Origin of the sequence: Pantoea sp. B_9, from assembly GCF_008632015.1 — a bacterium.
Taxonomy (GTDB): domain Bacteria; phylum Pseudomonadota; class Gammaproteobacteria; order Enterobacterales; family Enterobacteriaceae; genus Pantoea; species Pantoea dispersa.
On sequence record NZ_VWVL01000008.1, the window covers coordinates 1 to 23,029 of the forward strand.

The 23,029-nt window shown below is 58.0% G+C and carries 20 protein-coding genes and 2 tRNA genes; 13 read left to right on the forward strand and 9 right to left on the reverse strand.

What is annotated here, in order from left to right; translation table 11 throughout:
• Window positions 1–49: 49 nt before the first annotated feature.
• Window positions 50–126, forward strand: a tRNA-Asp gene (locus F3I21_RS19725).
• A gap of 8 nt (window positions 127–134) precedes the next feature.
• Window positions 135–210, forward strand: a tRNA-Trp gene (locus F3I21_RS19730).
• Between the two features lie 104 nt (window positions 211–314).
• Here F3I21_RS19730 and hdfR read toward each other — a convergent pair.
• Window positions 315–1,136, reverse strand: a complete 822-nt coding sequence (gene hdfR, locus F3I21_RS19735) for an HTH-type transcriptional regulator HdfR (RefSeq protein ID WP_031279770.1) — start codon at window positions 1,134–1,136, stop codon at window positions 315–317.
• 121 nt (window positions 1,137–1,257) lie between these two features.
• Between hdfR and F3I21_RS19740 the strand changes: the two genes are divergently transcribed.
• Window positions 1,258–1,596: a DUF413 domain-containing protein gene (locus F3I21_RS19740; protein WP_021507919.1), complete on the forward strand. Its 339-nt coding sequence runs from the start codon at window positions 1,258–1,260 to the stop codon at window positions 1,594–1,596.
• Between the two features lie 28 nt (window positions 1,597–1,624).
• Here F3I21_RS19740 and F3I21_RS19745 read toward each other — a convergent pair whose 3' ends face one another.
• The gene (locus tag F3I21_RS19745; RefSeq protein WP_150059602.1) at window positions 1,625–3,145 is read right to left on the reverse strand and encodes a YifB family Mg chelatase-like AAA ATPase; all 1,521 of its coding nucleotides are present in this window, start codon (window positions 3,143–3,145) and stop codon (window positions 1,625–1,627) included.
• A gap of 328 nt (window positions 3,146–3,473) precedes the next feature.
• On the opposite strand from F3I21_RS19745, the gene ilvL reads away from it, so the two are divergent.
• The 6 genes from ilvL (at window position 3,474) to ilvA (ending at window position 10,033) form a co-directional block, all read left to right on the forward strand.
• Entirely contained in the window at window positions 3,474–3,572 is a 99-nt protein-coding gene (ilvL, locus tag F3I21_RS19750; RefSeq protein ID WP_071813600.1) for an ilv operon leader peptide, read from the forward strand.
• Window positions 3,573–3,721: 149 nt separating this feature from the next.
• Complete coding sequence (ilvG, locus tag F3I21_RS19755; protein ID WP_150059603.1) at window positions 3,722–5,368, forward strand: acetolactate synthase 2 catalytic subunit; 1,647 nt, start codon at window positions 3,722–3,724, stop codon at window positions 5,366–5,368.
• Window positions 5,365–5,622, forward strand: a complete 258-nt coding sequence (ilvM, locus tag F3I21_RS19760) for an acetolactate synthase 2 small subunit (RefSeq protein WP_008106624.1) — start codon at window positions 5,365–5,367, stop codon at window positions 5,620–5,622. The genes ilvG and ilvM overlap by 4 nt, the downstream gene beginning before the upstream one ends.
• Window positions 5,623–5,640: 18 nt before the next feature.
• Window positions 5,641–6,570, forward strand: coding sequence for a branched-chain amino acid transaminase (locus tag F3I21_RS19765; protein WP_021507916.1), 930 nt, complete (start codon window positions 5,641–5,643; stop codon window positions 6,568–6,570).
• Between the two features lie 61 nt (window positions 6,571–6,631).
• Entirely contained in the window at window positions 6,632–8,482 is a 1,851-nt protein-coding gene (gene ilvD / locus F3I21_RS19770; RefSeq protein WP_021507915.1) for a dihydroxy-acid dehydratase, read from the forward strand.
• A 6-nt stretch (window positions 8,483–8,488) separates the two neighbouring features.
• The gene (gene ilvA, locus F3I21_RS19775) at window positions 8,489–10,033 is read left to right on the forward strand and encodes a threonine ammonia-lyase, biosynthetic (RefSeq protein WP_150059604.1); all 1,545 of its coding nucleotides are present in this window, start codon (window positions 8,489–8,491) and stop codon (window positions 10,031–10,033) included.
• A 1-nt stretch (window position 10,034) separates the two neighbouring features.
• On the opposite strand, the gene ilvY is transcribed toward ilvA, so the two are convergent.
• Window positions 10,035–10,916 carry an HTH-type transcriptional activator IlvY gene (gene ilvY / locus F3I21_RS19780; RefSeq protein ID WP_058759908.1) on the reverse strand — a complete coding sequence of 294 codons (882 nt, stop codon included), beginning with the start codon at window positions 10,914–10,916 and terminating at the stop codon, window positions 10,035–10,037.
• A gap of 162 nt (window positions 10,917–11,078) precedes the next feature.
• Here ilvY and ilvC point away from each other — a divergent pair, with 162 nt between their 5' ends.
• Entirely contained in the window at window positions 11,079–12,554 is a 1,476-nt protein-coding gene (gene ilvC / locus F3I21_RS19785) for a ketol-acid reductoisomerase (RefSeq protein WP_021507912.1), read from the forward strand.
• Between the two features lie 293 nt (window positions 12,555–12,847).
• On the opposite strand, the gene F3I21_RS19790 is transcribed toward ilvC, so the two are convergent.
• The 3 genes from F3I21_RS19790 to F3I21_RS19800 form a co-directional block, all read right to left on the reverse strand.
• Complete coding sequence (locus F3I21_RS19790) at window positions 12,848–14,182, reverse strand: MFS transporter (RefSeq protein WP_021507911.1); 1,335 nt, start codon at window positions 14,180–14,182, stop codon at window positions 12,848–12,850.
• 289 nt (window positions 14,183–14,471) lie between these two features.
• Entirely contained in the window at window positions 14,472–15,473 is a 1,002-nt protein-coding gene (yhjD, locus tag F3I21_RS19795; RefSeq protein WP_058759376.1) for an inner membrane protein YhjD, read from the reverse strand.
• Between the two features lie 50 nt (window positions 15,474–15,523).
• Window positions 15,524–16,423: a LysR family transcriptional regulator gene (locus tag F3I21_RS19800; protein ID WP_031279769.1), complete on the reverse strand. Its 900-nt coding sequence runs from the start codon at window positions 16,421–16,423 to the stop codon at window positions 15,524–15,526.
• 115 nt (window positions 16,424–16,538) lie between these two features.
• Here F3I21_RS19800 and F3I21_RS19805 point away from each other — a divergent pair, with 115 nt between their 5' ends.
• The gene (locus F3I21_RS19805) at window positions 16,539–17,297 is read left to right on the forward strand and encodes an SDR family NAD(P)-dependent oxidoreductase (RefSeq protein WP_021507908.1); all 759 of its coding nucleotides are present in this window, start codon (window positions 16,539–16,541) and stop codon (window positions 17,295–17,297) included.
• A 50-nt stretch (window positions 17,298–17,347) separates the two neighbouring features.
• Here F3I21_RS19805 and F3I21_RS19810 read toward each other — a convergent pair whose 3' ends face one another.
• Window positions 17,348–18,196, reverse strand: a complete 849-nt coding sequence (locus F3I21_RS19810) for a PhzF family phenazine biosynthesis protein (RefSeq protein WP_141496785.1) — start codon at window positions 18,194–18,196, stop codon at window positions 17,348–17,350.
• 114 nt (window positions 18,197–18,310) lie between these two features.
• Between F3I21_RS19810 and F3I21_RS19815 the strand changes: the two genes are divergently transcribed.
• The gene (locus F3I21_RS19815; RefSeq protein WP_021507906.1) at window positions 18,311–18,934 is read left to right on the forward strand and encodes a glutathione S-transferase family protein; all 624 of its coding nucleotides are present in this window, start codon (window positions 18,311–18,313) and stop codon (window positions 18,932–18,934) included.
• On the opposite strand, the gene F3I21_RS19820 is transcribed toward F3I21_RS19815, so the two are convergent.
• Entirely contained in the window at window positions 18,901–20,391 is a 1,491-nt protein-coding gene (locus F3I21_RS19820) for a PLP-dependent aminotransferase family protein (protein WP_150059605.1), read from the reverse strand. The genes F3I21_RS19815 and F3I21_RS19820 overlap by 34 nt on opposite strands.
• A 135-nt stretch (window positions 20,392–20,526) precedes the next feature.
• Between F3I21_RS19820 and F3I21_RS19825 the strand changes: the two genes are divergently transcribed.
• On the forward strand, window positions 20,527–21,114 hold the full coding sequence (locus F3I21_RS19825) for a LysE family translocator (RefSeq protein WP_150059606.1): 588 nt from the start codon (window positions 20,527–20,529) through the stop codon (window positions 21,112–21,114).
• Between the two features lie 277 nt (window positions 21,115–21,391).
• Here the strand turns inward: F3I21_RS19825 and mqo are convergent, their stop codons facing one another.
• Window positions 21,392–23,002: a malate dehydrogenase (quinone) gene (gene mqo / locus F3I21_RS19830; RefSeq protein ID WP_021507903.1), complete on the reverse strand. Its 1,611-nt coding sequence runs from the start codon at window positions 23,000–23,002 to the stop codon at window positions 21,392–21,394.
• Between the last annotated feature and the right edge of the window lie 27 nt (window positions 23,003–23,029).

A 23,029-nucleotide genomic window follows, 5' to 3' on the forward strand; every position in this document is an offset into this window, starting at 1 on the left:
GGCGAAACACCTGAAATCAGCGACGGTCTGATATCAGTACAGAATCGGTGGAGCGGTAGTTCAGTTGGTTAGAATACCTGCCTGTCACGCAGGGGGTCGCGGGTTCGAGCCCCGTCCGTTCCGCCACCCTAATTAGGGGCGTAGTTCAATTGGTAGAGCACCGGTCTCCAAAACCGGGTGTTGGGGGTTCGAGTCCCTCCGCCCCTGCCAGAAAATAATCCTTTGCTTCGGCAAAGGATTTTTTTTGCCTGAAATTCGGCACAGGCAAGAGCCTGAGTTTCATTTCTTCCACTCAAACTCCCTCAATTATTGCTTCAGTGAGTCAGGACCGGATATTTAAGCAGCTGACGAATGTGTGCCTGTTGATCGCTATTCTGCAGCCATACCGCATATAACGGTCGCACTGCGACGGGTGTGTCTGGAATAACCATCAAATCGCTATAAATGCCGTGCCAGAAATCAGGTAAAAAAGCGCAGGCTCCCGTGGTATGCAGCAATTCGCGGGTCACATGTGCTGAAGTGGTAGTTAATACCGGTACGTCATCACTGGAAAGATAACTTTCATGCTGATGGAAATCCGCGCCCCACTCGAGTTTGATGTAATCATATTTTTCACGCTTTTCAGTTTTGCGTGCGCGAAAGAGCGCGAGTGAAATATGACCGATCTGCTGACTGGTGAGTTCATCCATTTTTGGCGCTTCGGTGGTGATCAGCAAATCGAGCTGACGCTCATGTAACTGCTTGACCAGCAAATGGCGCTGAGCAATACGTGCTTCCAGATGCAGGCTCTCCCGGTTCTCGTATAGCGTCTGCAGCCAGGGCGTAAGATACGCTTCCCAGAGCGATGCACTGGCACCGATTGATAGCTCATGGTGCTGCTGGGTATGCGAAACCTCCTTCTTTGCCATCAGCCAGGTACTCATCAGGCTTTCAGCGTAGGGCAATAAGCGCTCGCCTGCTGAAGTCAGCCGGATATTATTGCGGTGACGGGTAAAAAGATTAACGCCCAGCTGATTTTCCAGCTGACGGATGCGAAAACTAACGGCAGATTGCGTGAGGTAAAGCGCTTCAGCAGCACGCCCGAAATGACGCGTTCTGCTCACTTCGAGGAAAGTTTTCAGTAATTCCGTATCCACAGCATTCTCCCAAAAAATGTTTGTCGTACTGATTTAAATGTTTTGTTTTACACTCTGTCAAGCCTATCTAATACTCCGCGCCATAAATAGCACGGCCATATGAGAATCAGGAGCGTGTAAGATGGCGGACAGCTTCGCAACAACTAATCGTTTCTTTGATAACAAACATTACCCTCGTGGTTTTTCGCGTCATGGTGACTTCACCATTAAAGAAGCTCAGCTTCTGGAACGCCACGGATACGCTTTCAACGAACTGGATCTCGCTAAGCGCGATCCGGAGACCGAAGAAGAGCGTCTGTTTATTGAAGTCTGTCGTGGTCTGCGTGAGCCGCAGACTGAGGCTGAACGTGTCTGGTCAAAATACACTGCACGTATCAAGCGTCCGAAACGTTTTCATACCTTGTCCGGCGGTAAACCGCAGATGGACACGGTGGAAGACTTCAGCGATAGCGACGATTAACATGACGGGGCTGATTTCAGCCCCGTTGTCATTCCAGGCTTTTATGCAGGTAAATCAGTAAACGATCGATACTGCGATATCCCACCGCCTCCTGCAGATGCTGACGCGTAATCTGCCGTTCACCCGCTAAATCTGCGATGGTTCTCGCCACCTTTAAGATGCGCTGCCATGCACGCACCGATAATCCCAGTGCATTCAGGATCTCCTCCAGCCATTCCGCGTCCTGCTGCTGTAACACACAATCACGGGCGATCTCCGGATTCGACAGCTGCGCATTCACTTTGCCCGCGCGTGCCATCTGTATCGCCCGGGCGGCCAGGACGCGGGCGCGCACCTGCGCGCTGGTTTCGCTGTGCTGCTGCTTCTGGCTGAGCGAGCCGCCCGGTAGCAGCGGAATCTCCAGCGACAGGTCGAAGCGATCCAGAAACGGACCAGACAGCCGGCTGAGATAGCGCAGCACCTGCTGCGGCGTGCAGCGATTATGATTCCCCTGATAATGGCCCGTCGGGCTGGGATTCATTGCACCAATCAGCTGAAAGCGCGCAGGGAAAGTGACTTTGGCGCGGGAACGGGAAATGGCGATTTCACCGGACTCAATCGGCTCGCGTAACGCATCCAGCGCTTTGCGCTCAAACTCGGGCAGTTCATCAAGAAACAGCACCCCGTTGTGCGCCAGCGAAATTTCACCCGGCCGCGGCAGTGATCCTCCGCCGACCAGCGCATACAGCGATGCGCTGTGATGAGGCGCTCTGAACGGCCGTTTACGCCACTGATGATGTCGCGTACCGCTGCTGACCAGGCTGGCAATTGCGGCGCACTCCAGCGCTTCCTGGTCGTCCAGCGGCGGCATAATGCCGGGCAATCGGGTTGCCAGCATGGTCTTACCGGTGCCGGGCGGGCCCAGCAGCAACAGGTTATGGCCACCGGCGGCGGTAATTTCCAGCGCGCGCCGTCCCTGCTGCTGGCCAATAATATCGCTCAGGTCCTGCTGCTCGTGCGGCACCGTTTCAGGCTGGTAGTGGGCGACCGTCAGCGCCGTCTGGTTATGCAGGAAAGCGCAGATCTCCACCAGATGCTTGCCCACCAGCGTTTCACCCTGTTGTATCAGGCCGACATCCTGTTGATTCTGCTCCGCTAAGACCATCTGACGCCCGGCCTGCAGTGCCGCCATGGCAGCAGGAATCGCGGCCTGAACGCCACACAGCGCGCCGTTTAGCGCCAGCTCACCCAAGAACTCATAATGGGCCAGCTTATCGCCTGGCAGCTGCTCTGAGGCCGCGAGAATGGCGATAGCGATCGGCAGGTCGTAGCGCCCACCCTCTTTAGGTAAATCTGCTGGCGCGAGATTAATGGTGACGCGCTTCGCCGGAAAGGTGAAACCGCTATTGATAATGGCGCTGCGCACGCGTTCGCGGGCTTCTTTGACGGTGGTTTCCGGCAGACCTACCAGCGTCAATGCTGGCAGACCATTGCTGATATGCACTTCAATCGTCACCAGTGGAGCCTGCACTCCGAGCGCCGCGCGTGTTAATACTTTCGATAAAGACATAACCGCTCCTTGTTGCCTTTATCCTTGCTGAAAAAAATCCACACGGCGATCGCTAAAACTATCATCCCGAAGCGGTATTCAGGAAAATCGCTGCGCTTTTCATCCTGTTCATTAATTTTCGCAGCCAGATCGCAAAAGCAAAATAACGGTTGCGTCGCGGGCGTAATGAATAATTATCACAAATGCGAATAACCTTTTACTTACAAAGCGATAACGCGCGTCAGCTGCGCGCGTCATAAAATTTTCCGATGAAAATTATTGTAAATCCCCTGCTAACTATGGTAACTCTGTAGGTATTACTTCGAACTAACGAAAAAACAGACGACACATGAAAGCCCTTCTACAAGTGATTAGCCTAGTCGTGATTAGCGTGGTGGTGATTATTAACCCACCGTGCGGGGCTACGCTTGGAGAAAGAAAGGCTTAAAAATCAAGCCTGGAATTCGAAAAACCCCCGCACCGTAAGGTCCGGGGGTTTTTTTTCGACCAGACGAAATATCAGCGAATCAGCGAGGAACAGATTATGAGCAGTAGCATAAAATTCTGTTGTTCCAGCAGGAATACAGGAGAATAACCATGACAGGTGCACAGTGGGTAGTTCAGGCTTTACGCGCGCAGGGTGTCGACACAGTGTTTGGTTATCCTGGCGGAGCAATCATGCCAGTGTACGATGCGCTCTACGATGGCGGCGTGGAACATCTACTGTGTCGTCATGAACAAGGTGCGGTGATGGCAGCGATCGGTTATGCGCGTGCGACCGGCAAAACCGGGGTTTGCATTGCGACTTCCGGACCGGGCGCCACCAACCTGATCACCGGGCTGGCCGATGCGATGATGGATTCCGTTCCGGTTGTCGCCATCACCGGGCAGGTGTCTTCAGCGTTTATCGGTACCGACGCCTTTCAGGAGATCGACGTTCTTGGCCTGTCATTAGCCTGTACTAAACACAGCTTCCTCGTTGAATCGCTGGATGATTTACCCTCGGTGATGGCGGAAGCTTTCGCCATCGCGCAGTCCGGCCGTCCGGGACCCGTGCTGGTCGACATTCCCAAAGATATTCAGATTGCCAGCGGTGACCTGACGCCGCACCTGCTGCCGGTTGAAGAGGCACTGAGCCACTCACCGCAGCACATTGCCGAAGCGCGCGCGCTGATGGCGCAGGCGCAAAAACCGATGCTGTATATCGGCGGCGGTGTCGGCATGGCGCAGGCCGTCCCGGCGCTGCGGGCTATGGCGCAGGAGACCGGCATCCCGATGGTTTCTACCCTGAAAGGGCTGGGCAGCGCCGAAGCCAGCAGCGATCTCTATCTCGGTATGCTCGGCATGCACGGCACCAAAGCGGCCAATCTGGCGGTGCAATCCTGTGATTTGCTGATTGCCGTCGGCGCACGATTCGACGACCGCGTCACCGGTAAGCTGGATACCTTCGCGCCGCACGCCAGCGTCATTCATATCGATATCGATCCGGCGGAATTGAACAAACTGCGTCGCGCTCACGTTTCGCTCCAGGGCGATCTCAACCAGGTGTTGCCGGCGCTGAGCATGCCGCTGCAGATCGACGGCTGGCGTACTGAAGTTAAAGCGATGAACGCGGAGTTCGCGTGGCGTTACGACCATCCCGGCGAGGCGATCTACGCGCCGCTGCTGCTGAAGCAATTGTCAGATCGTAAACCTGACAGCGCGGTGGTAACCACCGACGTTGGCCAGCACCAGATGTGGGCGGCGCAGCACATGCGCTTCAGCGCGCCGGAAAACTTCATCACCTCCAGCGGTCTGGGCACTATGGGCTTTGGACTGCCGGCTGCGGTGGGCGCGCAGGTTGCCCGTCCGGATGACACCGTTGTCTGCGTGTCCGGCGACGGCTCAATCATGATGAATATTCAGGAGCTGGGCACCATCAAGCGTAAGCAGCTGCCGGTAAAAATCCTGCTGCTGGATAACCAGCGTCTTGGCATGGTTCGCCAGTGGCAGCAGCTGTTCTTTGATGGTCGCTACAGCGAAACCATCCTCACCGATAACCCCGATTTCCTCACGCTGGCCAGCGCCTTTGATATTCCGGGCCAGCGCATTAGCCGTAAAGATCAGGTCGACGCCGCGATTGATGCTCTGCTGAACAGTGAAGGTCCTTACTTCCTGCATGTTGCGATTGATGAGCATGAAAACGTCTGGCCACTGGTACCGCCGGGTGCCAGCAACGCAAACATGATGGAGAAAACCGTATGAACCAGCATCAATTGTCTATCGAAGCCCGCTTTCGCCCTGAAATATTGGAGCGCATTTTGCGCGTCGTGCGTCACCGTGGCTTCCAGGTCTGCGCGATGAATATGGCGTCCGCCGTCAATGCGGAGAACATTAATATCGAAATGACCGTTGCCAGCCAGCGCTCTGTCGATTTACTGTCTTCGCAGTTAAGCAAACTTATGGATGTCGCCTGTGTCGAGATCCAGCAACAGACAACACAACAAATCCGCGCCTAGTCGCCAAAGGAAATAACAATGAGTACGAAGAAAGCAGACTTTATCTGGTTCAATGGAGAGATGGTTAAGTGGGAAGACGCTAAGGTTAGCGTTATGTCTCACGCACTGCATTACGGCACCTCTGTGTTCGAAGGCGTTCGCTGCTACGACTCACACAAAGGTCCGGTGGTGTTCCGTCACCGTGAACACATGCAGCGTCTGCACGACTCCGCCAAAATTTACCGTTTCCCGATCAAAGCCAGCGTGGATGAGTTGATGGAAGCGTGCCGCGAAGTCATCCGCGTCAATAAACTGAAGAGCGCCTACATTCGTCCGCTGGCCTTTGTCGGCGACGTGGGTCTCGGCGTTAACCCGCCAGACGGCTTCACCACCGATGTAATCATCGCTGCGTTCCCGTGGGGGGCTTATCTGGGTGCCGAAGCGCTGGAGCAGGGCATCAACGCCATGGTTTCCTCCTGGAATCGCGTGGCGCCAAACACCCTGCCAACCGCGGCGAAAGCGGGCGGTAACTATCTCTCTTCCCTGCTGGTTGGCAGTGAAGCGCGCCGCCACGGCTATCAGGAAGGTATCGCGCTGGATACCCAGGGTTATATCTCCGAAGGTGCTGGCGAAAACCTGTTTGAAGTGAAAGACGGCATCCTGTTCACCCCGCCGTTCACCTCTTCAGCGCTGCCGGGCATCACCCGCGACGCAATCATCAAGCTGGCGAAGGATCTTGGTATCGAAGTGCGCGAGCAGGTGCTGTCTCGCGAATCACTGTACCTGGCGGATGAAGTGTTCATGTCCGGTACTGCCGCAGAAATCACGCCGGTACGCAGCGTGGACGGCATCCAGGTGGGTGAGGGCAAACGTGGCCCGGTGACCACCAAAATCCAGCAGGCGTTCTTTGGCCTGTTCACCGGCGAAACCGAAGACAAGTACGGCTGGCTGGATCAGGTGAATCCATAACAAGACAGTAACGCGGGTGCAGCAGCGCCCGCGTCATTTTTCAGACTGGAGTAAATAGAGCATGCCTAAGTACCGTTCCGCCACCACCACCCATGGTCGTAACATGGCGGGTGCCCGTGCCCTGTGGCGCGCCACCGGAATGACCGACGACGATTTCGGTAAACCGATTATCGCCGTGGTCAACTCCTTCACCCAATTCGTACCGGGTCACGTGCACCTGCGCGATCTTGGCAAGCTGGTCGCTGAGCAAATCGAAGCCGCGGGTGGTGTAGCCAAAGAGTTCAACACCATCGCGGTGGATGACGGTATCGCCATGGGTCATGGCGGCATGCTGTATTCACTGCCTTCACGTGAGCTGATTGCCGACTCCGTGGAATATATGGTGAACGCCCACTGCGCCGACGCCATGGTGTGTATCTCCAACTGCGACAAAATCACCCCCGGCATGCTGATGGCCTCGCTGCGCCTCAACATTCCGGTGATCTTTGTCTCCGGCGGTCCGATGGAAGCCGGTAAAACCAAGCTGTCAGACAAAATCATCAAGCTGGATCTGGTGGACGCGATGATTCAGGGTGCGAACCCGAACGTCAGCGATGCCGACAGCGAACAGATTGAGCGTTCCGCCTGCCCGACCTGCGGCTCGTGCTCTGGCATGTTCACCGCCAACTCCATGAACTGCCTGACCGAAGCGCTGGGCCTGTCGCAGCCAGGCAACGGCTCGCTGCTGGCAACCCACGCCGATCGTAAAGACCTGTTCATCAACGCTGGCAAGCGCATCGTTAACCTGACCAAACAGTACTACGAGCAGGATGATGCGCGCGTGCTGCCGCGTAACATCGCCAGCAAAGCTGCGTTCGAAAACGCCATGACACTGGATATCGCCATGGGCGGTTCCACCAATACCGTGCTGCACCTGCTGGCCGCCGCGCAGGAAGGCGAGATCGATTTCAACATTTCCGACATCGATCGCCTGTCACGTAAAGTGCCGCACCTGTGCAAAGTAGCGCCGAGCACACAGAAATATCATATGGAAGATGTGCACCGTGCGGGCGGGGTAATCGGTATTCTTGGCGAGCTGGATCGTGCCGGCCTGCTGCACACCGACGTACGCAACGTGCTGGGTCTCAATCTGCGCGAAACCCTCGATCAGTACGACATCATGCTGACCAAAGACGAAGCGGTGAAGAAGATGTTCCGCGCCGGCCCGGCGGGCATCCGTACTACCCAGGCGTTCTCACAGGATTGCCGCTGGGACACGCTGGATGACGATCGCCAGGAGGGCTGTATCCGTACGCGCGAACACGCGTTCTCTCAGGATGGCGGTCTGGCAGTGCTGTACGGCAACATGGCGGAAGATGGCTGCATCGTGAAAACCGCCGGCGTCGACAAAGAGATCCTCACCTTTAAAGGTCCGGCAAAAGTGTATGAAAGCCAGGACGATGCGGTGGAAGCGATTCTCGGCGGCAAAGTGGTCGCCGGTGACGTGGTGGTGATCCGCTACGAAGGGCCGAAAGGCGGTCCGGGCATGCAGGAAATGCTCTATCCGACCACTTATCTGAAATCGATGGGCCTTGGCAAAAGCTGTGCGCTGATCACTGACGGACGCTTCTCGGGCGGCACCTCGGGCCTCTCCATTGGCCACGCATCACCGGAAGCAGCGAACGGCGGCACCATCGCGCTGGTTAAAGATGGCGACATCATTGAAATCGATATCCCGAATCGCGGCATTAAGCTGGCGGTACCGGATAACGAACTGCATGCCCGTCGTGAAGAAGAGGAAGCGCGTGGTGAAGCGGCTTATACGCCGCACGGTCGCGTGCGTCAGGTCTCCTTCGCACTGCGTGCTTATGCATCGCTCGCCACCAGCGCTGACAAGGGCGCGGTGCGCGATAAGTCTAAGCTGGGAGGCTAATCTCTGATGGCTGAGTCTCAACCGCTTTCCGCGTCGCCCAATGGCGCGGAGTATCTGCGCGCGGTGCTGCGTGCGCCTGTGTACGAAATTGCCCAGGTGACGCCGCTGCAAAAAATGGAAAAAATTTCGTCGCGTCTTGGCAACACCATTCTGGTGAAGCGCGAAGATCGCCAGCCGGTGCACAGCTTCAAGCTGCGCGGTGCCTACGCCATGATCGCCGGCCTGACGGAAGAGCAGAAAGCGCGCGGCGTGGTTACTGCTTCGGCGGGCAACCACGCGCAGGGCGTGGCGCTCTCGGCCAGCACGCTCGGCATCAAGTCACTGATTGTGATGCCAGTGGCGACGGCGGACATCAAGGTTGATGCAGTGCGCGCGTTTGGCGGTGAGGCTTACCTGTTTGGCGCCAACTTTGACGAGGCAAAAGCCAAAGCGCTTGAGCTGGCGGAGCAGCAGGGTTACACCTTCGTGCCGCCGTTTGATCATCCGGCGGTGATTGCCGGTCAGGGCACGCTGGCGATGGAGCTGTTGCAGCAGGATGCGCATCTCGATCGCGTGTTTGTGCCGGTTGGCGGCGGCGGCTTAGCGGCGGGTGTGGCGGTACTGATTAAACAGCTGATGCCGCAAATCAAGGTTATCGCGGTCGAGTCGCAGGACTCTGCCTGCCTGAAGGCGGCGCTTGATGCCGGCGAGCCGGTGGATTTGCCGCGCGTCGGGCTGTTTGCCGAAGGCGTGGCGGTCAAGCGTATCGGCAGCGAAACTTTCCGCCTGTGCAAAGAATACCTCGACGACATCATCACCGTGGACAGCGATGCCATCTGCGCGGCGATGAAGGATCTGTTCGAGGATGTGCGTGCGGTGGCGGAGCCATCCGGCGCGCTGGCGCTGGCGGGCATGAAGAAGTACATCCAGCAGCACGACATCAAAGGCGAGCGGCTGGCGCACGTGCTGTCGGGCGCCAACGTTAACTTCCACGGTCTGCGCTATGTCTCCGAGCGCTGTGAACTGGGTGAACAGCGTGAAGCACTGCTGGCGGTGACCATCCCTGAGCAGCAGGGCAGCTTCCTGCGTTTCTGCCAGACGCTGGGCGGCCGCGCGGTAACCGAGTTCAACTACCGTTATGCCGATGCCGACAATGCCTGCATCTTCGTTGGCGTGCGTTTAACGCGCGGCCTTGAAGAGCGCAGTGAGATCATCAGCCAGCTGGCTGAAGGCGGCTATCAGGTGGTGGATTTGTCGGACGATGAGATGGCGAAGCTGCATGTGCGCTACATGGTGGGCGGACGCCCGTCAAAACCGCTGCGCGAACGGCTGTTCAGCTTCGAATTCCCGGAAGCACCGGGCGCGCTGCTGAAGTTCCTGCAGACGCTGGGCGCGCACTGGAACATTTCGCTGTTCCACTATCGCAGCCACGGCACCGATTTTGGTCGCGTGCTGGCAGCGTTCGAGATCAACGACAAAGAGCCGGATTTCGACACTCACCTCAACGCGCTCGGCTATGAGTGGCACGACGAGGCCAGCAATCCGGCGTTTCGCTTCTTCCTCGCCGGCTAAATTACAGCAGGTGCCAGAAAGCATTAATCAGCGGCTCCCCGAGCCGCTTTTTTTGTACGCATACGCCAAGCTCCAGCGGCGCCACCGACTCGACATTCTCCAGCGTCAGCACGCGATTGCGCACCGGTTCCGGACTGTTTTCCAGCACCACATCCGGCAGCAGCGCGATGCCGCAGCCGAGCGCCACCATCGACACAATCGCCTCATGGCCAGACACCGTGGCGTAAATCTGCGGGTTGGCAATGCGGTGGCGGCGAAACCATACATCAATACCGCGCCGCGCCGGCCCCTGATCCGGCAGGATAAAGGGAATCTGCGACCAGTCCGGCTGTTCCTGCGTCGCCTGGCTGCGCACCGGGCAGGGCAGCGCCGGGGCGATTAGCACCAGCGGGATCAAACCCAGCGGTGTAAAATCGATACTGGCGGGCAGCGACTCCGGCCGGCCGGCGATGGCCAGATCCGCTTCGCCGGACTGCACCATTTCAATGGCATCGGCGGCGTCGCCGGTGGTGAGTTTAATTTCCACCTGCGGATGCTCCGCGCGAAAGCGGTCGAGAATCGGCGGCAGATGGCTGTAGGCGGCGGTTACTGAGCAGAACAGGCGCAGCTCGCCGCTTAGCGACGGGCCGTTCAGGTCCATGACATGGCGCAGTTGTTGATACTGCAGCAGGGTCTGCTGGGCGAACTGACGCAGCCGCTCGCCGGCTTCGGTCAGCGTCACGGTACGGTTGTCGCGCAGGAACAGCGCGTGTCCGACATCCTCTTCCAGCCGCTGAATCTGGCGTGATAATGTCGACGGGCTGACGTGCATGGCGCGCGCGGTGCGGCCAAAGTGGCAGCTTTCCGCCAGGTGAAGAAATAGTTTCAGGTCTCGTAAATCCATGCGCGTTTTGCCCTCAGCGTGATGTTGCAAATTCTGCAATGTGACGTTGTTAATATATCAATTTAAGCAACAGATTTCCTGTCATATGATGGGGTCATTCGCGGCGCTAAATCCGGCGCCGTTACTGAACAAAAGCAAACACAACATCTGAGCGGAGTACCCATGGCTAACTACTTCAACACATTGAATCTGCGCAATCAGTTAGCGCAGTTAGGCAAATGTCGCTTCATGTCGCGCGATGAATTCGCGGATGGCGCTAGCTTCCTGAAAGGTAAGAAAGTGGTCATCGTCGGCTGCGGCGCGCAGGGCCTGAACCAGGGTCTGAACATGCGTGACTCTGGCCTCGATGTGTCTTACGCACTGCGCGCTGAAGCCATCGCTGAGAAGCGTGCGTCGTTCCGTAAAGCCACCGAAAACGGTTTTAAAGTGGGTACTTACGAAGAGCTGATCCCGCAGGCGGATCTGGTAGTTAACCTGACGCCGGACAAGCAGCACTCTGCCGTTGTGCAGGCCGTTCAGCCGCTGATGAAAGACGGTGCCGCGCTGGGTTACTCTCACGGTTTCAACATCGTCGAAGTGGGCGAGACCATCCGTAAAGACATCACCGTGGTGATGGTGGCACCGAAGTGCCCGGGTACCGAAGTGCGTGAAGAGTACAAACGTGGCTTCGGCGTTCCAACGCTGATCGCTGTTCACCCGGAAAACGATCCAAAAGGCGAAGGCATGGCGATTGCCAAAGCCTGGGCTGCAGCCACCGGCGGCGACCGTGCAGGCGTGCTGGAATCGTCTTTCGTGGCAGAAGTCAAATCAGACCTGATGGGCGAGCAGACCATTCTGTGCGGTATGCTGCAGGCCGGTTCACTGCTGTGCTTCGACAAGCTGGTGGCTGAAGGTCACGACGCGGCGTATACCGAGAAACTGATTCAGTTCGGCTGGGAAACCATCACCGAATCGCTGAAGTTCGGCGGCATCACGCTGATGATGGATCGTCTGTCTAATCCGGCAAAAATCCGCGCTTACGCGCTGTCTGAGCAGCTGAAAACCATCATGGCACCGCTGTTCCAGAAGCACATGGATGACATCATCTCGGGTGAATTCTCTTCCGGTATGATGGCTGACTGGGCGAACGACGACAAAAACCTGCTGACCTGGCGTGAAGAGACCGGTAAAACCGCGTTCGAAAATGCCCCGCAGTTCGAAGGCAAAATCGACGAGCAGGAGTACTACGACAAAGGCGTGGTCATGGTTGCGATGGTGAAAGCGGGCGTTGAGCTGGCATTCGAAACCATGGTTGACGCGGGCATCATCGAAGAGTCGGCTTACTATGAATCGCTGCACGAGCTGCCGCTGATTGCCAACACCATCGCCCGTAAGCGTCTGTATGAAATGAACGTGGTAATTTCCGATACCGCAGAATACGGTAACTACCTGTTCTCCTTCGCAGCCGTTCCGCTGCTGAAAGAGTTCATGACCACGCTGCAGCCTGGCGACCTGGGCAAAGCGGTAGAAGGCACGCAGGTGGATAACGCGCAGCTGCGCGACGTGAACGAAGCGATCCGCCAGCATCCAATCGAAGCCGTTGGCCGCAAACTGCGTGGCTATATGACCGACATGAAACGCATCGCCGTCGCCGGTTAAGGCACGCGAGACACAGTTTTCAGCACACTCAAACCCCGGCTTGCCGGGGTTTTTTTATGTCTTGTGTCTGGGGGGGCAGAAGCGTTTCTCTCACCCTCACCCTGGCCCTCTCCCGCTGGCGGGAGAGGGAACCGTTTGGTGCGGGCTGATGTTTCTACACTTATCTATCAACATCGCGCGGACGCTCCCTCTCCCGTTTACGGGAGAGGGCCGGGGTGAGGGAAACACCGCACCATCCCCACACCGCCAATAAAAAACCCGGCCGGAGCCGGGTTCTGTCAACACGCAATCAATCACACCGCTTCATACAGCGTCTGGTGGCGCGTCTCTTTACAGGCAATCAGCGCGATCAGCGTCAGCACCGCCATGGAGGCCAGATAGAAGCCCACCGCCTGCAAGCCGTAGTTCGCATTCAGCCAGGTCGCAATATAAGGCGCTACCGAGGCACCAAGTATTGACGACAGGTTGTAAGAGAACGACGCACCGGTATAACGAACTTCGGTCGGGAACAGTTCTGGCAGCAGCGCGCCCATCGGGCCGAATGTCAGACCCATAATACTCAGGCCGAGCAGCAGGAAGCCCATCACCAGAATTTGCGAGCCGGAGCCGAGCAGCAGCGGGAACATCAGCGCAAAGGCGATGATCATCAGCGTAATGGTGATCATCGTTTTGCGACGGCCAAAACGGTCCGCCAGCAGGCCGGCAATCGGCACCATCACGCCAAAACCGATGACCGCCACCATCAGCATCCACAGGAAGCTGTTGCGCGAATAACCGAGACCAACCGGCGCCGGCGCGGTGCCGTAGCTCATCGAATACACCGTCATAATGTAGAAAAGTGTATAGGTCGCCAGCATGATAAACGTGCCAAGAATGGTCGCCGTCATATGCTTGCTCAGCAGCGTACCGATAGGGATCCGCACCTGTTTCTTCTCTTTCTGCACTTTGGCAAACACCGGGCTCTCATGCAGCGATACGCGCACATACAGGCCGATAATCACCAGCACCGCAGAAAGCACAAACGGTACGCGCCAGCCCCAGTTCATGAACTGCTCATCGGTCAGCAGCCACGAGAGCAGCAGGAACGTGCCGTTGGCAAAGAAGAAGCCAATCGGTGCGCCCAGCTGCGGGAACGAGCCGTACAGCGCGCGTTTCTTCGCCGGGGCGTTCTCGGTGGCCAGCAGCGCTGCGCCGCCCCACTCGCCACCCAGTCCCAGGCCCTGACCAAAACGCGCCAGCGCCAGCAGCAGCGGTGCCGCCACGCCAATGGTCTGATAACCCGGCAGCAGGCCGATCAGTACGGTAGAGACGCCCATGGTCAGCAGCGAGGCAACCAGTGTCGCTTTACGGCCCACGCGGTCGCCAAAGTGACCAAACAGCGCGGAGCCAATAGGGCGCGCAACAAAGGCGATAGCGAAGGTGGCCAGCGACTGCAGTGTGGCAACCGTAGCATCACCCTGCGGGAAGAAGATATGCGGAAAAACGATTACCGCGGCGGTGGCATAGATATAAAAATCGAAGAATTCGATCGCAGTGCCAACCAGCGAGGCAACTACCACTTTACTGCGTGAGTTAACCGGTGTGCCGTCGTGTGGTTGGTCGGGTGTTTCGGAGATGGAGGCTTGCATAACTGTTTCTTAATTGTAAATGTAAACAAAGAATCTTACGCACCTGTTTTGCCGCATTCAATGACGAAAAACCGCGTCACACCGGGCTTTGGCGGCGAAAAAGAGGATAATTTCTGAGTTACGGCAATCGGCGGCGGATGGGAAGGGGAAGCGCGGCTTTTCTGGCGTGATTCTCTGCAAAAGGGCCAAATAAAAGTGACCCTTTAGCGTTTCCTGCTGGTTTTTGCTGCTTTAGTAGCCAGCAGGAAACATTTTTTGCTGTTGCGGCAAATGTAACTGAATTGTCGCGTTAGGCAGAGTGATGCGGCTGCGACATCTCGGGATCATCCTTGTATTTTGCGGTGGCGATCCACGCGGCGCAGAACAGCGTCAGACGCGCGAAAAAGTAGAAGAAGGCCATCAGCCCCAGCACCGATCCAAAGGCGGCACCGGAGGGCGACGTCGCCAGCTTCGGCAGCGTCAGCGTCATAACAAACTTGATCACCTCAAACCCAATCGCCGCCAGCAGTGTTCCGCGCAGCAGCGCTTTTTTGCGCGGCTTATGGCGCGGCAGGATCCAGAAAATCCACAGGAACAGCAGATAGTTGGCGAAGATGGAGATCGACAGCGCGATGATGGTCATCGCCGGCCGCAGCCACTCAATATCGCCCAGCCCCAGCGCATTCACGATCGCCGCCTGCGCTGCGCCGGCAATCGAGGTCAGCGACAGCGTAATCACCAGCGCCAGCATCAGACCCAGCAGCGAAACCAGGTCGCGCAGATACTTCTTCCACCACTTTTCCTGGTCATCGGGCGTGCGTTCCCATACGTCACGCGACTGGGCGCGCACCGCTTCGCGCAGGTTACCCATCCAGTTAATGCCGGAGTAGAGCGCCAGCAGCAAACCGGTCAGGCCCACGGTCGCGCGCTGCTGAATCGCGGTATTCACGGTATTTTTCAGCGTGGTGGCCAGCGTCGGGTCGCTGATGCTGTTAACGATTTTGTTGATCAACTCAGAAAGCAGGTCCTGATTGGACGCCAGCACAAAGCCGACCGCCGCAAAGGAGACCATCAAAATCGGTATCAGCGAAAGGAACGAAAAATAGGTGATCGCCGCGCCAAACTGGCTGCCGAGGCGATCGTTAAAGCGTTCCAGCGCGCGCAGAAAGTGCGCCACCGCCGGGATCGCCTGGAACCAGGCGGCAAAGCGTGAGACGCGCCTGATTGAGCCATCTACGGTTTTGTTCCCGGTTTTGATATCAATCAGCGGCTTAGCTTCAGCCGCTGAGGCTTTTGTGGTTTTGTCCGTCATAGACCTTCTGCATCCTGTTCACAGCGAAAATAAAATTATAGCCTGCCCGTTCAGGTCACGTATTCCTGCAGCACCTGACTCAGCCACTCCATAAACACCCGCACGCGGCGCGCCACGTTGCGACGGTGAGGATAGAGCAGGGAAATCGGCATCGGTTTGGCCGGGAAGTGGTGCAGCACTTCGACCAGCTGGCCGGATTCCAGCAGCGGCTGCACGCCAATCGCCGGTACCTGAATAATGCCCAGCCCGGCAATACAGGCGGCGCGATAGGTCTCAGTGCTGTTTACCGTCACCACGCCGCCGGTCTGCACGTAGTGGCACTGTTTGCCATCAAAGTACTCAAAGCCCGGCGAGGGCTGCCCCAGCTGTTGGGTATAGTGCACCATGGCGTGCTGGCCGAGATCGTCCAGCCGCACCGGCATGCCGAAGCGGGAAAGGTAGCCAGGGCTGGCGCAGTTGATCAAGGCGTGCGAGCCAATTTTTCGCGCAATCAGGCCGGAATCTTTCAGTTCGCCAACGCGCAACACGCAGTCAAAGCCCTCGCGAATCACATCAACCTGGCGATCGCTGCTGCTCAGTTCAATCTCCACGCCCGGATAGTGCTGCAAAAACTCCGGCAGGCGCGGCAGGATAAAACCGGTCGCCATTGCCACCGACATATCGACGCGCAGCTTGCCGCTCAGCGTGGCAGGATCGTGCTGGAACAGGCTGTCCATATCATCCAGCATCGACAGCAAATCCAGGCAGCGATCGTAATACACCAGCCCATCCTGGGTGAGATGCACACGGCGCGTGGTACGGTGCAGCAGGCGAGTGCCCATCTGGTTTTCCAGCGCCTGCAGCTGGCGGGACACGCTGCCCTTGGGTAAACCCAGACTCTCAGCCGCGCGGGTAAAACTGCCCATTTCTGCCACCCGCACAAACACCTGCATAGCGTGAATTTTATCCATGTTGTTCACCGATTGTTGTTGTTAGTGAAACAGTGCTGTGTATTCCCCTGCGTTTATAGATCAATTATTCGCGAATATCCTTAATCCGTGTTCAATTTTCCAACCGGAGCGAAACATGTCTCATAAAATTGCATTGATTACCGGCGGTAACCGCGGTCTGGGCAAGAATGGCGCGCTAAAACTGGCCGCTAAGGGCGTCGATATTCTGTTTACCTGGCGCGGTCATGCTGAAGAAGCGCAGGCGGTCGTGAAGGAGATTGAGGCGCTGGGCGCGCGTGCGGTGGCGCTGCAGCTGGATGTGGGCGACAGTAAACAGTTTGATGACTTTGCGGCGCGGGTCAAAGCAACGCTGAACGAGACCTGGCAGCGCGATAGCTTTGATTATTTAGTGAACAACGCTGGCCACGGTCATTACAAGCTGCTGGCCGAAACCAGTGAAGAGGAGTTTGATGCGCTGGTGAATGTGCATTTTAAAGGGCCGTATTTCCTGACGCAGAAACTGCTGCCGCTGATCGCCGATGGTGGACGCATCCTGAACATTTCCAGTGGCCTGACGCGCATGACGCTGCCGGGTTCAGGTACTTACGCCGCCATGAAAGGGGCGATGGAAGTGCTGACGCGCTATCAGGCGAAGGAGCTGGGCGAGCGCCGCATTCGCGTCAACATTCTGGCGCCAGGGGCGATTGAAACCGACTTTGGCGGCGGTCGCGTGCGCGACACGAAAGATCTGAACGCGCATATTGCTTCAGTGACCGCGCTGGGCCGCGTTGGTCTGCCGGATGATATCGGTGATGCCATCAGCGCGATCCTGAGCGACGAAACCGGCTGGATTACCGCCCAGCGTATCGAGGCCTCCGGCGGTCAGGCACTGTAAAAACATCGCGCTGCGACCGGATCGTGTAAAAGAACGGAGCAGCGCCCGTTTTACACCTCAATCGTGCCATCAATCAGGGTGAGGGTTTGCCCGCCGATCCAGATTGTCTCACCGGCAAAACGCACCACAATACGACCGGCACGCTGGATGGCGCTGCCCTGACGTGCGCAGTAATCCTGCCGCTGGCCCTGCGCCGCCAGATAGCGTGCCAGACAGGCGTTGGCGCTGCCGGTGACCGGATCTTCGACCAGGCTACCGTTCTCGACCAGCAGCGCGCGCACCTCGTACTGCGCCTCTGCGTCCTGCGGCAGCGGGCCAAACAGGGCGATGCCGTTCACGCCCGCATGCTGCTGCAGCCGCAGTAAATCGTCCGCCTGGGTGACCACCTCCAGCACCGCCTGCGCGCTGCTCATCGGAATCAACAGCCAGCGAATCCCCATATCCGCCACGGCTGGCGTCTGGCTGAGATCGAACGCGTCACTGTGCAGCGCGCTGCTCATCAGCGCATCGCTGAATGGCGTCAGGCTGGCGTCCGGCGCGGCAAAGGCCAGCGTACCGTCAGCGCCAATCTGCACCTCAACCAGGCCCACGCCGCACTCCTGCACAATCTTACCCGCTGTTTTCAGGGGCCAGCCGGCTTCCAGCAAGGCATGCGCGGTGCCAAGCGTGGGGTGTCCGGCAAACGGCAGTTCGCCGCCGGGCGTAAAAATGCGCACACGATAGTCGGCTGTGGCATCCTGTGGTGGCAGCACGAAGGTGGTTTCCGACAGATTGGTCCAGCGTGCGATGGCCGCCAGCTGTGCGTCGCTCAGACCCCGGGCATCCATAATCACCGCCAGCGGATTGCCGCTGAACGCGCCTGTGGAGAACACATCCACTTGTTTAAACGCCACCTGCATGTTCGCTCCTTTCCTCATTGAGGTTGTCTGAAATCCGGATTTACATCCTGCTGATTGCTTAAGGCGTCTAACAGGACTATGAATAGATTAACAATTCTGCCAGCGGAGTCCGCTATGTTAAAAATTCTGGGCCGTAACTCGTCAATCAACGTTCGTAAAGTGCTGTGGCTCTGTTCAGAGCTGGATATTGCCTGGGAGCACGAGCCGTGGGGCGAAGACCCGCAGTCGTTGCACTCACCGCAGTTTATGGCGCTCAATCCCAACGCCATGGTGCCGGTGATCATCGAAGATGACTTCGTGATGTGGGAGTCCAACGCGATTCTGCGCTATCTCGCCAACAGCAACGGCGGTGAATGGCTCTACCCGGATAATCCGCGCGCGCGTGCGCCGGTCGATCAGTGGATGGACTGGCAGGCCACCGAGCTCAACACCTCATGGCGCTATGCTTTTATGTCGCTGGTGCGCAATTCGCCAGCCCATCAGGATCCGCGCCTGCTGGCTGCCGCCATCAAGGGCTGGAGCCACACCATGGGTATTCTTAATCAGCAGCTGGAAAAAACCGGGCGCTACGTCGCGGGCCGTAACTTTACCCTGGCCGATATTCCGGTTGGCCTGGCGGTGAACCGCTGGTTTGAAACCCCGCTCGACCATCCGGACTTCCCTGCCGTGCAAACCTATTATGAGCGCCTGACGGAACGCGAGGGTTACACTACCTGGGGCCGCAACGGTAAGCCCTGATCCTGACCCGGCGCGATACCGGTGATTTCACAGGCCAGCGCGCCGGTGCGTTTCAGTGCCCAGGTGTAACGCTCATCAAACGGATAGCAACAGGAGAGACGCAGCGCATGGCGATAGCGATCGCTCAGTGAATAGAGCGCGCCCGGCGTGACGCAAATCTGCTCCTGCAACAGGCGATGGAACATCTCCACCGTGTCAACCTTGCCCGGCAGCTCGACCCAAAATACAAAGCCGCCGCGCGGCAGGGTAGCGCGCGTGCCCTGCGGGAAGTGACGGGCAATGATGCCGCGCGCCGCATCCAGATTGGCGGCATAGCGACGCCGCAGCGAACGCAGATGGTGATCATAACCGCCGCTGGCGAGGAATTCGGCCAGCGTTTCGCTCAGCAGTTTTGATTCGGTCATCGACGATACCGCTTTCAGCCGCGCAATCGCCGGGTGGAAGCGGCCGGCAGCCGTCCAGCCCACGCGAAAATCGGGCGCGACGGTTTTGGTGAAGCTGGTGCAGTAAATCACCCAGCCTTCGCGGTCAAAGGCTTTGACCGGCGGCGACAGCGGCCAGTCAAACTGCAATTCGTCATACAGCCCATCCTCCAGCAGCGGAATGTGGTAAGTGTTCACTAACTTCGCGAGACGCTTTTTATTCTCCAGCGGCATCACGTAGCCCAGCGGATTCTGCGCGCCCGGCATAGCGATCAGCGCCTGAATGCGCTGCTCCTGCAGCAGCATCTCCAGCGCGTCCAGCGACAGGCCGTTTTGCGGATCGGTGGGGATTTCCAGCGCCTTCAGCCCGAGTGAGGCCAGCAGCGGGAACAAAAAGAAGTAGGTCGGCGATTCCAGCCCGACGCAGTCGCCCGGCTTCGTCACCGCACGCAGCGCCAGCTGCAGCGCTTCCATGCAGCCGTGGGTCAGGGTGATGTCCGCGACAGTGAGATTCAGGCCGGTGTGCAGGCTACGGCGCGCAATCTCCTCCCGTAAGCGCTCACTACCCGGCGGAAGCGCATAACGACCAATGATGTCGTTATCGCGGCGAATAAGGGAGGCGGTAATGCGTCCCAGTTTCGCCGCCGGAAACAGCTCACTATCCTGCGGGCAGGCCAGCGAAATATTGGTGTAGTCGGGGTGATTCTGCGCGGCGAACACCTGCTCGATCAGTTCCAGTTTTTGTGTGCTGGGGTCATTGACGCTGGCGCTCATCGGCCTGAGCGGTCGCGTCACCGCGGGCAGCACGCCACGCACGTAGTAGCCCGACTGCGGACGGGCTTCTATCAGGCCGCGATCTTCAAGAATATGCCAGGCACTTAGCACGGTATTGATGCTGACCTGGTGCGACTGTGCCACGCGCCGGATGGCCGGCAGGCGCTTACCCGGCTTCAGCGTGCCCTGATGGATAGATTCGGCAAAGCTGTCCGCCAGCTGCTGGTACAGCGTCTGGCCGGATGAGAGAGGAAGGGACACAAAAGCCTCCGCGCGCGATAGGTACAATTTAAAATTGCCTTAACTGTATCCATCACAATAGTGATTTTGTGTCTCTGTTGCCATCGTAATTTGCACATTAGCATGGTGCTTCGTTGATTCTCAGGGAAACGCACCATGCTCGATCCATCCTTCTTTAGCTACGTTACGGTGATGTCGATTACACCGGGTCCGAACAATCTGTTACTGGCCACGTCCGGCGTCAATTTTGGCTTCCGGCGCACGCTGCCGATGCTATTTGGCATCCTGCTCGGCTGTGCGTTGCAGATGCTGCTGGCGAGCGTGGCGCTGGAGCTGCTGTTGCACTGGATGGCGTCGGTGCGGTTGCCGCTGACGGTGGTGGGATGCAGCTATCTGCTGTGGCTGTCGTGGAAAATCTTCCGCGCCGGTGCGCCGCAACTGCGCGAACGTCCGCGTCCGATGACCTTGCTGGGAGGTGTGTGTTTCCAGGCGGTGAATCCGAAAGCCTGGCTGATGGTCACCAACGTGGCGCTGATGTATGCCAACAGCAACGGTGTGCTGGCGGTGCTGCTCGGCTTTGCCGCCCTCAACCTGCCGTGCATTTTAATCTGGGCAGCGCTAGGCGACCGGCTGCGCCATCACCTGCAGATTGCGTGGAAACGTCAGGCGTTCAACACGCTAATGGCGCTGTCGCTGGTGGCGACCACCGGCTGGATGCTGTATGACGCGCTGCTATTCAGCTGATGCCACGGCGTTGGATGGCGCGGTAAGCAGGGGCACAATATGGGGGCTGGTCAGTTAACGAAGCCGTACGACGCACCCTGATGTAGCGGCGCGATTTATCGCGCAATGTGCAATGTATTGTGCCGCTAACAAACGCGCGCTTCCTGGTGAATAAATCCCAGGCTGAACCGTCAGGGATTGCGTCATCCAAAGGGCGACACCGTAATCAAAAAAAGAGGCCGCGATTGCGGCCTCAGTCAGGTCTGTATTTACCGGTTGAAGGGACAGGCGTCGCCGCTTACTTGCCCACCACATGGGCGGTTTCACGGCCTTCGTCGTTGGCGGCTTCCGGCGTGATGACCGGTGCATAATCCAGCTGCAGCACGCGACTGGTTTCGGCCAGCACCTTCTCGGTCAGCGCCACGTCGCCGTTCAGCTTGCGGCCCCACGACGGGATTACCGCGCGGATTTTAGTTTGCCACTCGGGCGAGCGCATCTGCTCCGGGAACACTTTCGCCATCAGCTCCAGCATAATCGGTGCTGCGGTGGAGGCGCCCGGTGACGCGCCCAGCAGCGCAGAGATCGAGCCGTCGGCCGAGGTGACCACTTCGGTACCGAGACGCAGCACGCCGCCCTCTTTCTCATCATTTTTGATGATTTGCACGCGCTGACCGGCCGTGACCAGCTTCCAGTCTTCCTGTTTTGCCTGCGGCACATAAGCGCGCAGCGCTTCCATACGATCGTCATCGCTCTGCAGCACCTGATCGACCAGATATTTCACCAGATCGAAGCTTTTCAGCCCAACCTGCATCATCGGCAGCAGGTTACTGCTGTTCATCGCGCCGAACATATCCAGCAGCGAGCCCTGCTTGAGGAATTTGGTGGAGAAGGTCGCAAACGGGCCAAACAGCAGCACCTGCTTGCCATCCAGTACGCGGGTATCAACATGCGGTACCGACATCGGTGGTGCGCCCACGCTGGCTTTGCCGTATACCTTCGCCATGTGCTGCGCCACCACGTCCGGGTTTTCCGTGACGAGGAACGAGCCGCCCACCGGGAAACCAGCGTAGCCTTTTACTTCCGGGATGCCGGTTTTTTGCAGCAGCGGCAGCGCGGCACCGCCGGCGCCGATAAACAGCTGGCGCGCGGTCAGCACCCGCGACTCACCGCTGGCGAGGTTGTGCAGGCTTACCTGCCAGCGCCCATCGCTCAGGCGCTTGATATCGCGCACTTCCTGACGCAGACGCAGGCGGAAATTCTCTTTCTTCTCCAGCGCGGCAATCAGCTGGCGCGTCACTTCACCGAAGTTAACGTCGGTGCCCATGTCGGTCCAGGTGGCGGCCACTTTCTGCTTGCGGTCACGCCCGTTCATCACCAGCGGAATCCACTCAGCGATCTGGTCACGATCTTCGGAGTAGTTCATGCCGCGGAACAGGGTGCTTTTCTGCAGCGCCTGGAAGCGCTTGCGCAGGAAAGCCACGTTGGCCTCGCCCCAGACAAAACTCATGTGCGGCGTGCTGTGAATAAAGCTTTGTGGATTACTCAGGTTGCCTTTCTGTACGTGATACGCCCAGAACTGGCGGGAAATCTGGAAGGATTCGTTAATCGCCACCGCTTTAGCAATGTCGATGCTGCCATCCGCTCTTTCGGGCGTATAGTTCAGCTCGGCCAGCGCCGCGTGGCCGGTGCCGGCATTGTTCCAGCCGTTAGAGGATTCGACCGCGACATCATCCAGCCGCTCGACCATCTCAATCGACCAGTCTGGCTCGAGATCCTGCAGCCAGGTGCCTAAAGTAGCACTCATCACGCCTGCGCCGATCAGCAGGACATCTACGTCTTTTCGTTCCTGAAGGTGTGTGCTTTCCATGCCAGCGGCGGCTAGCGCCAGATTTACCGCAGTGTTGCTCATGAGGCGACATCTCCTCTCTGTTGCCCT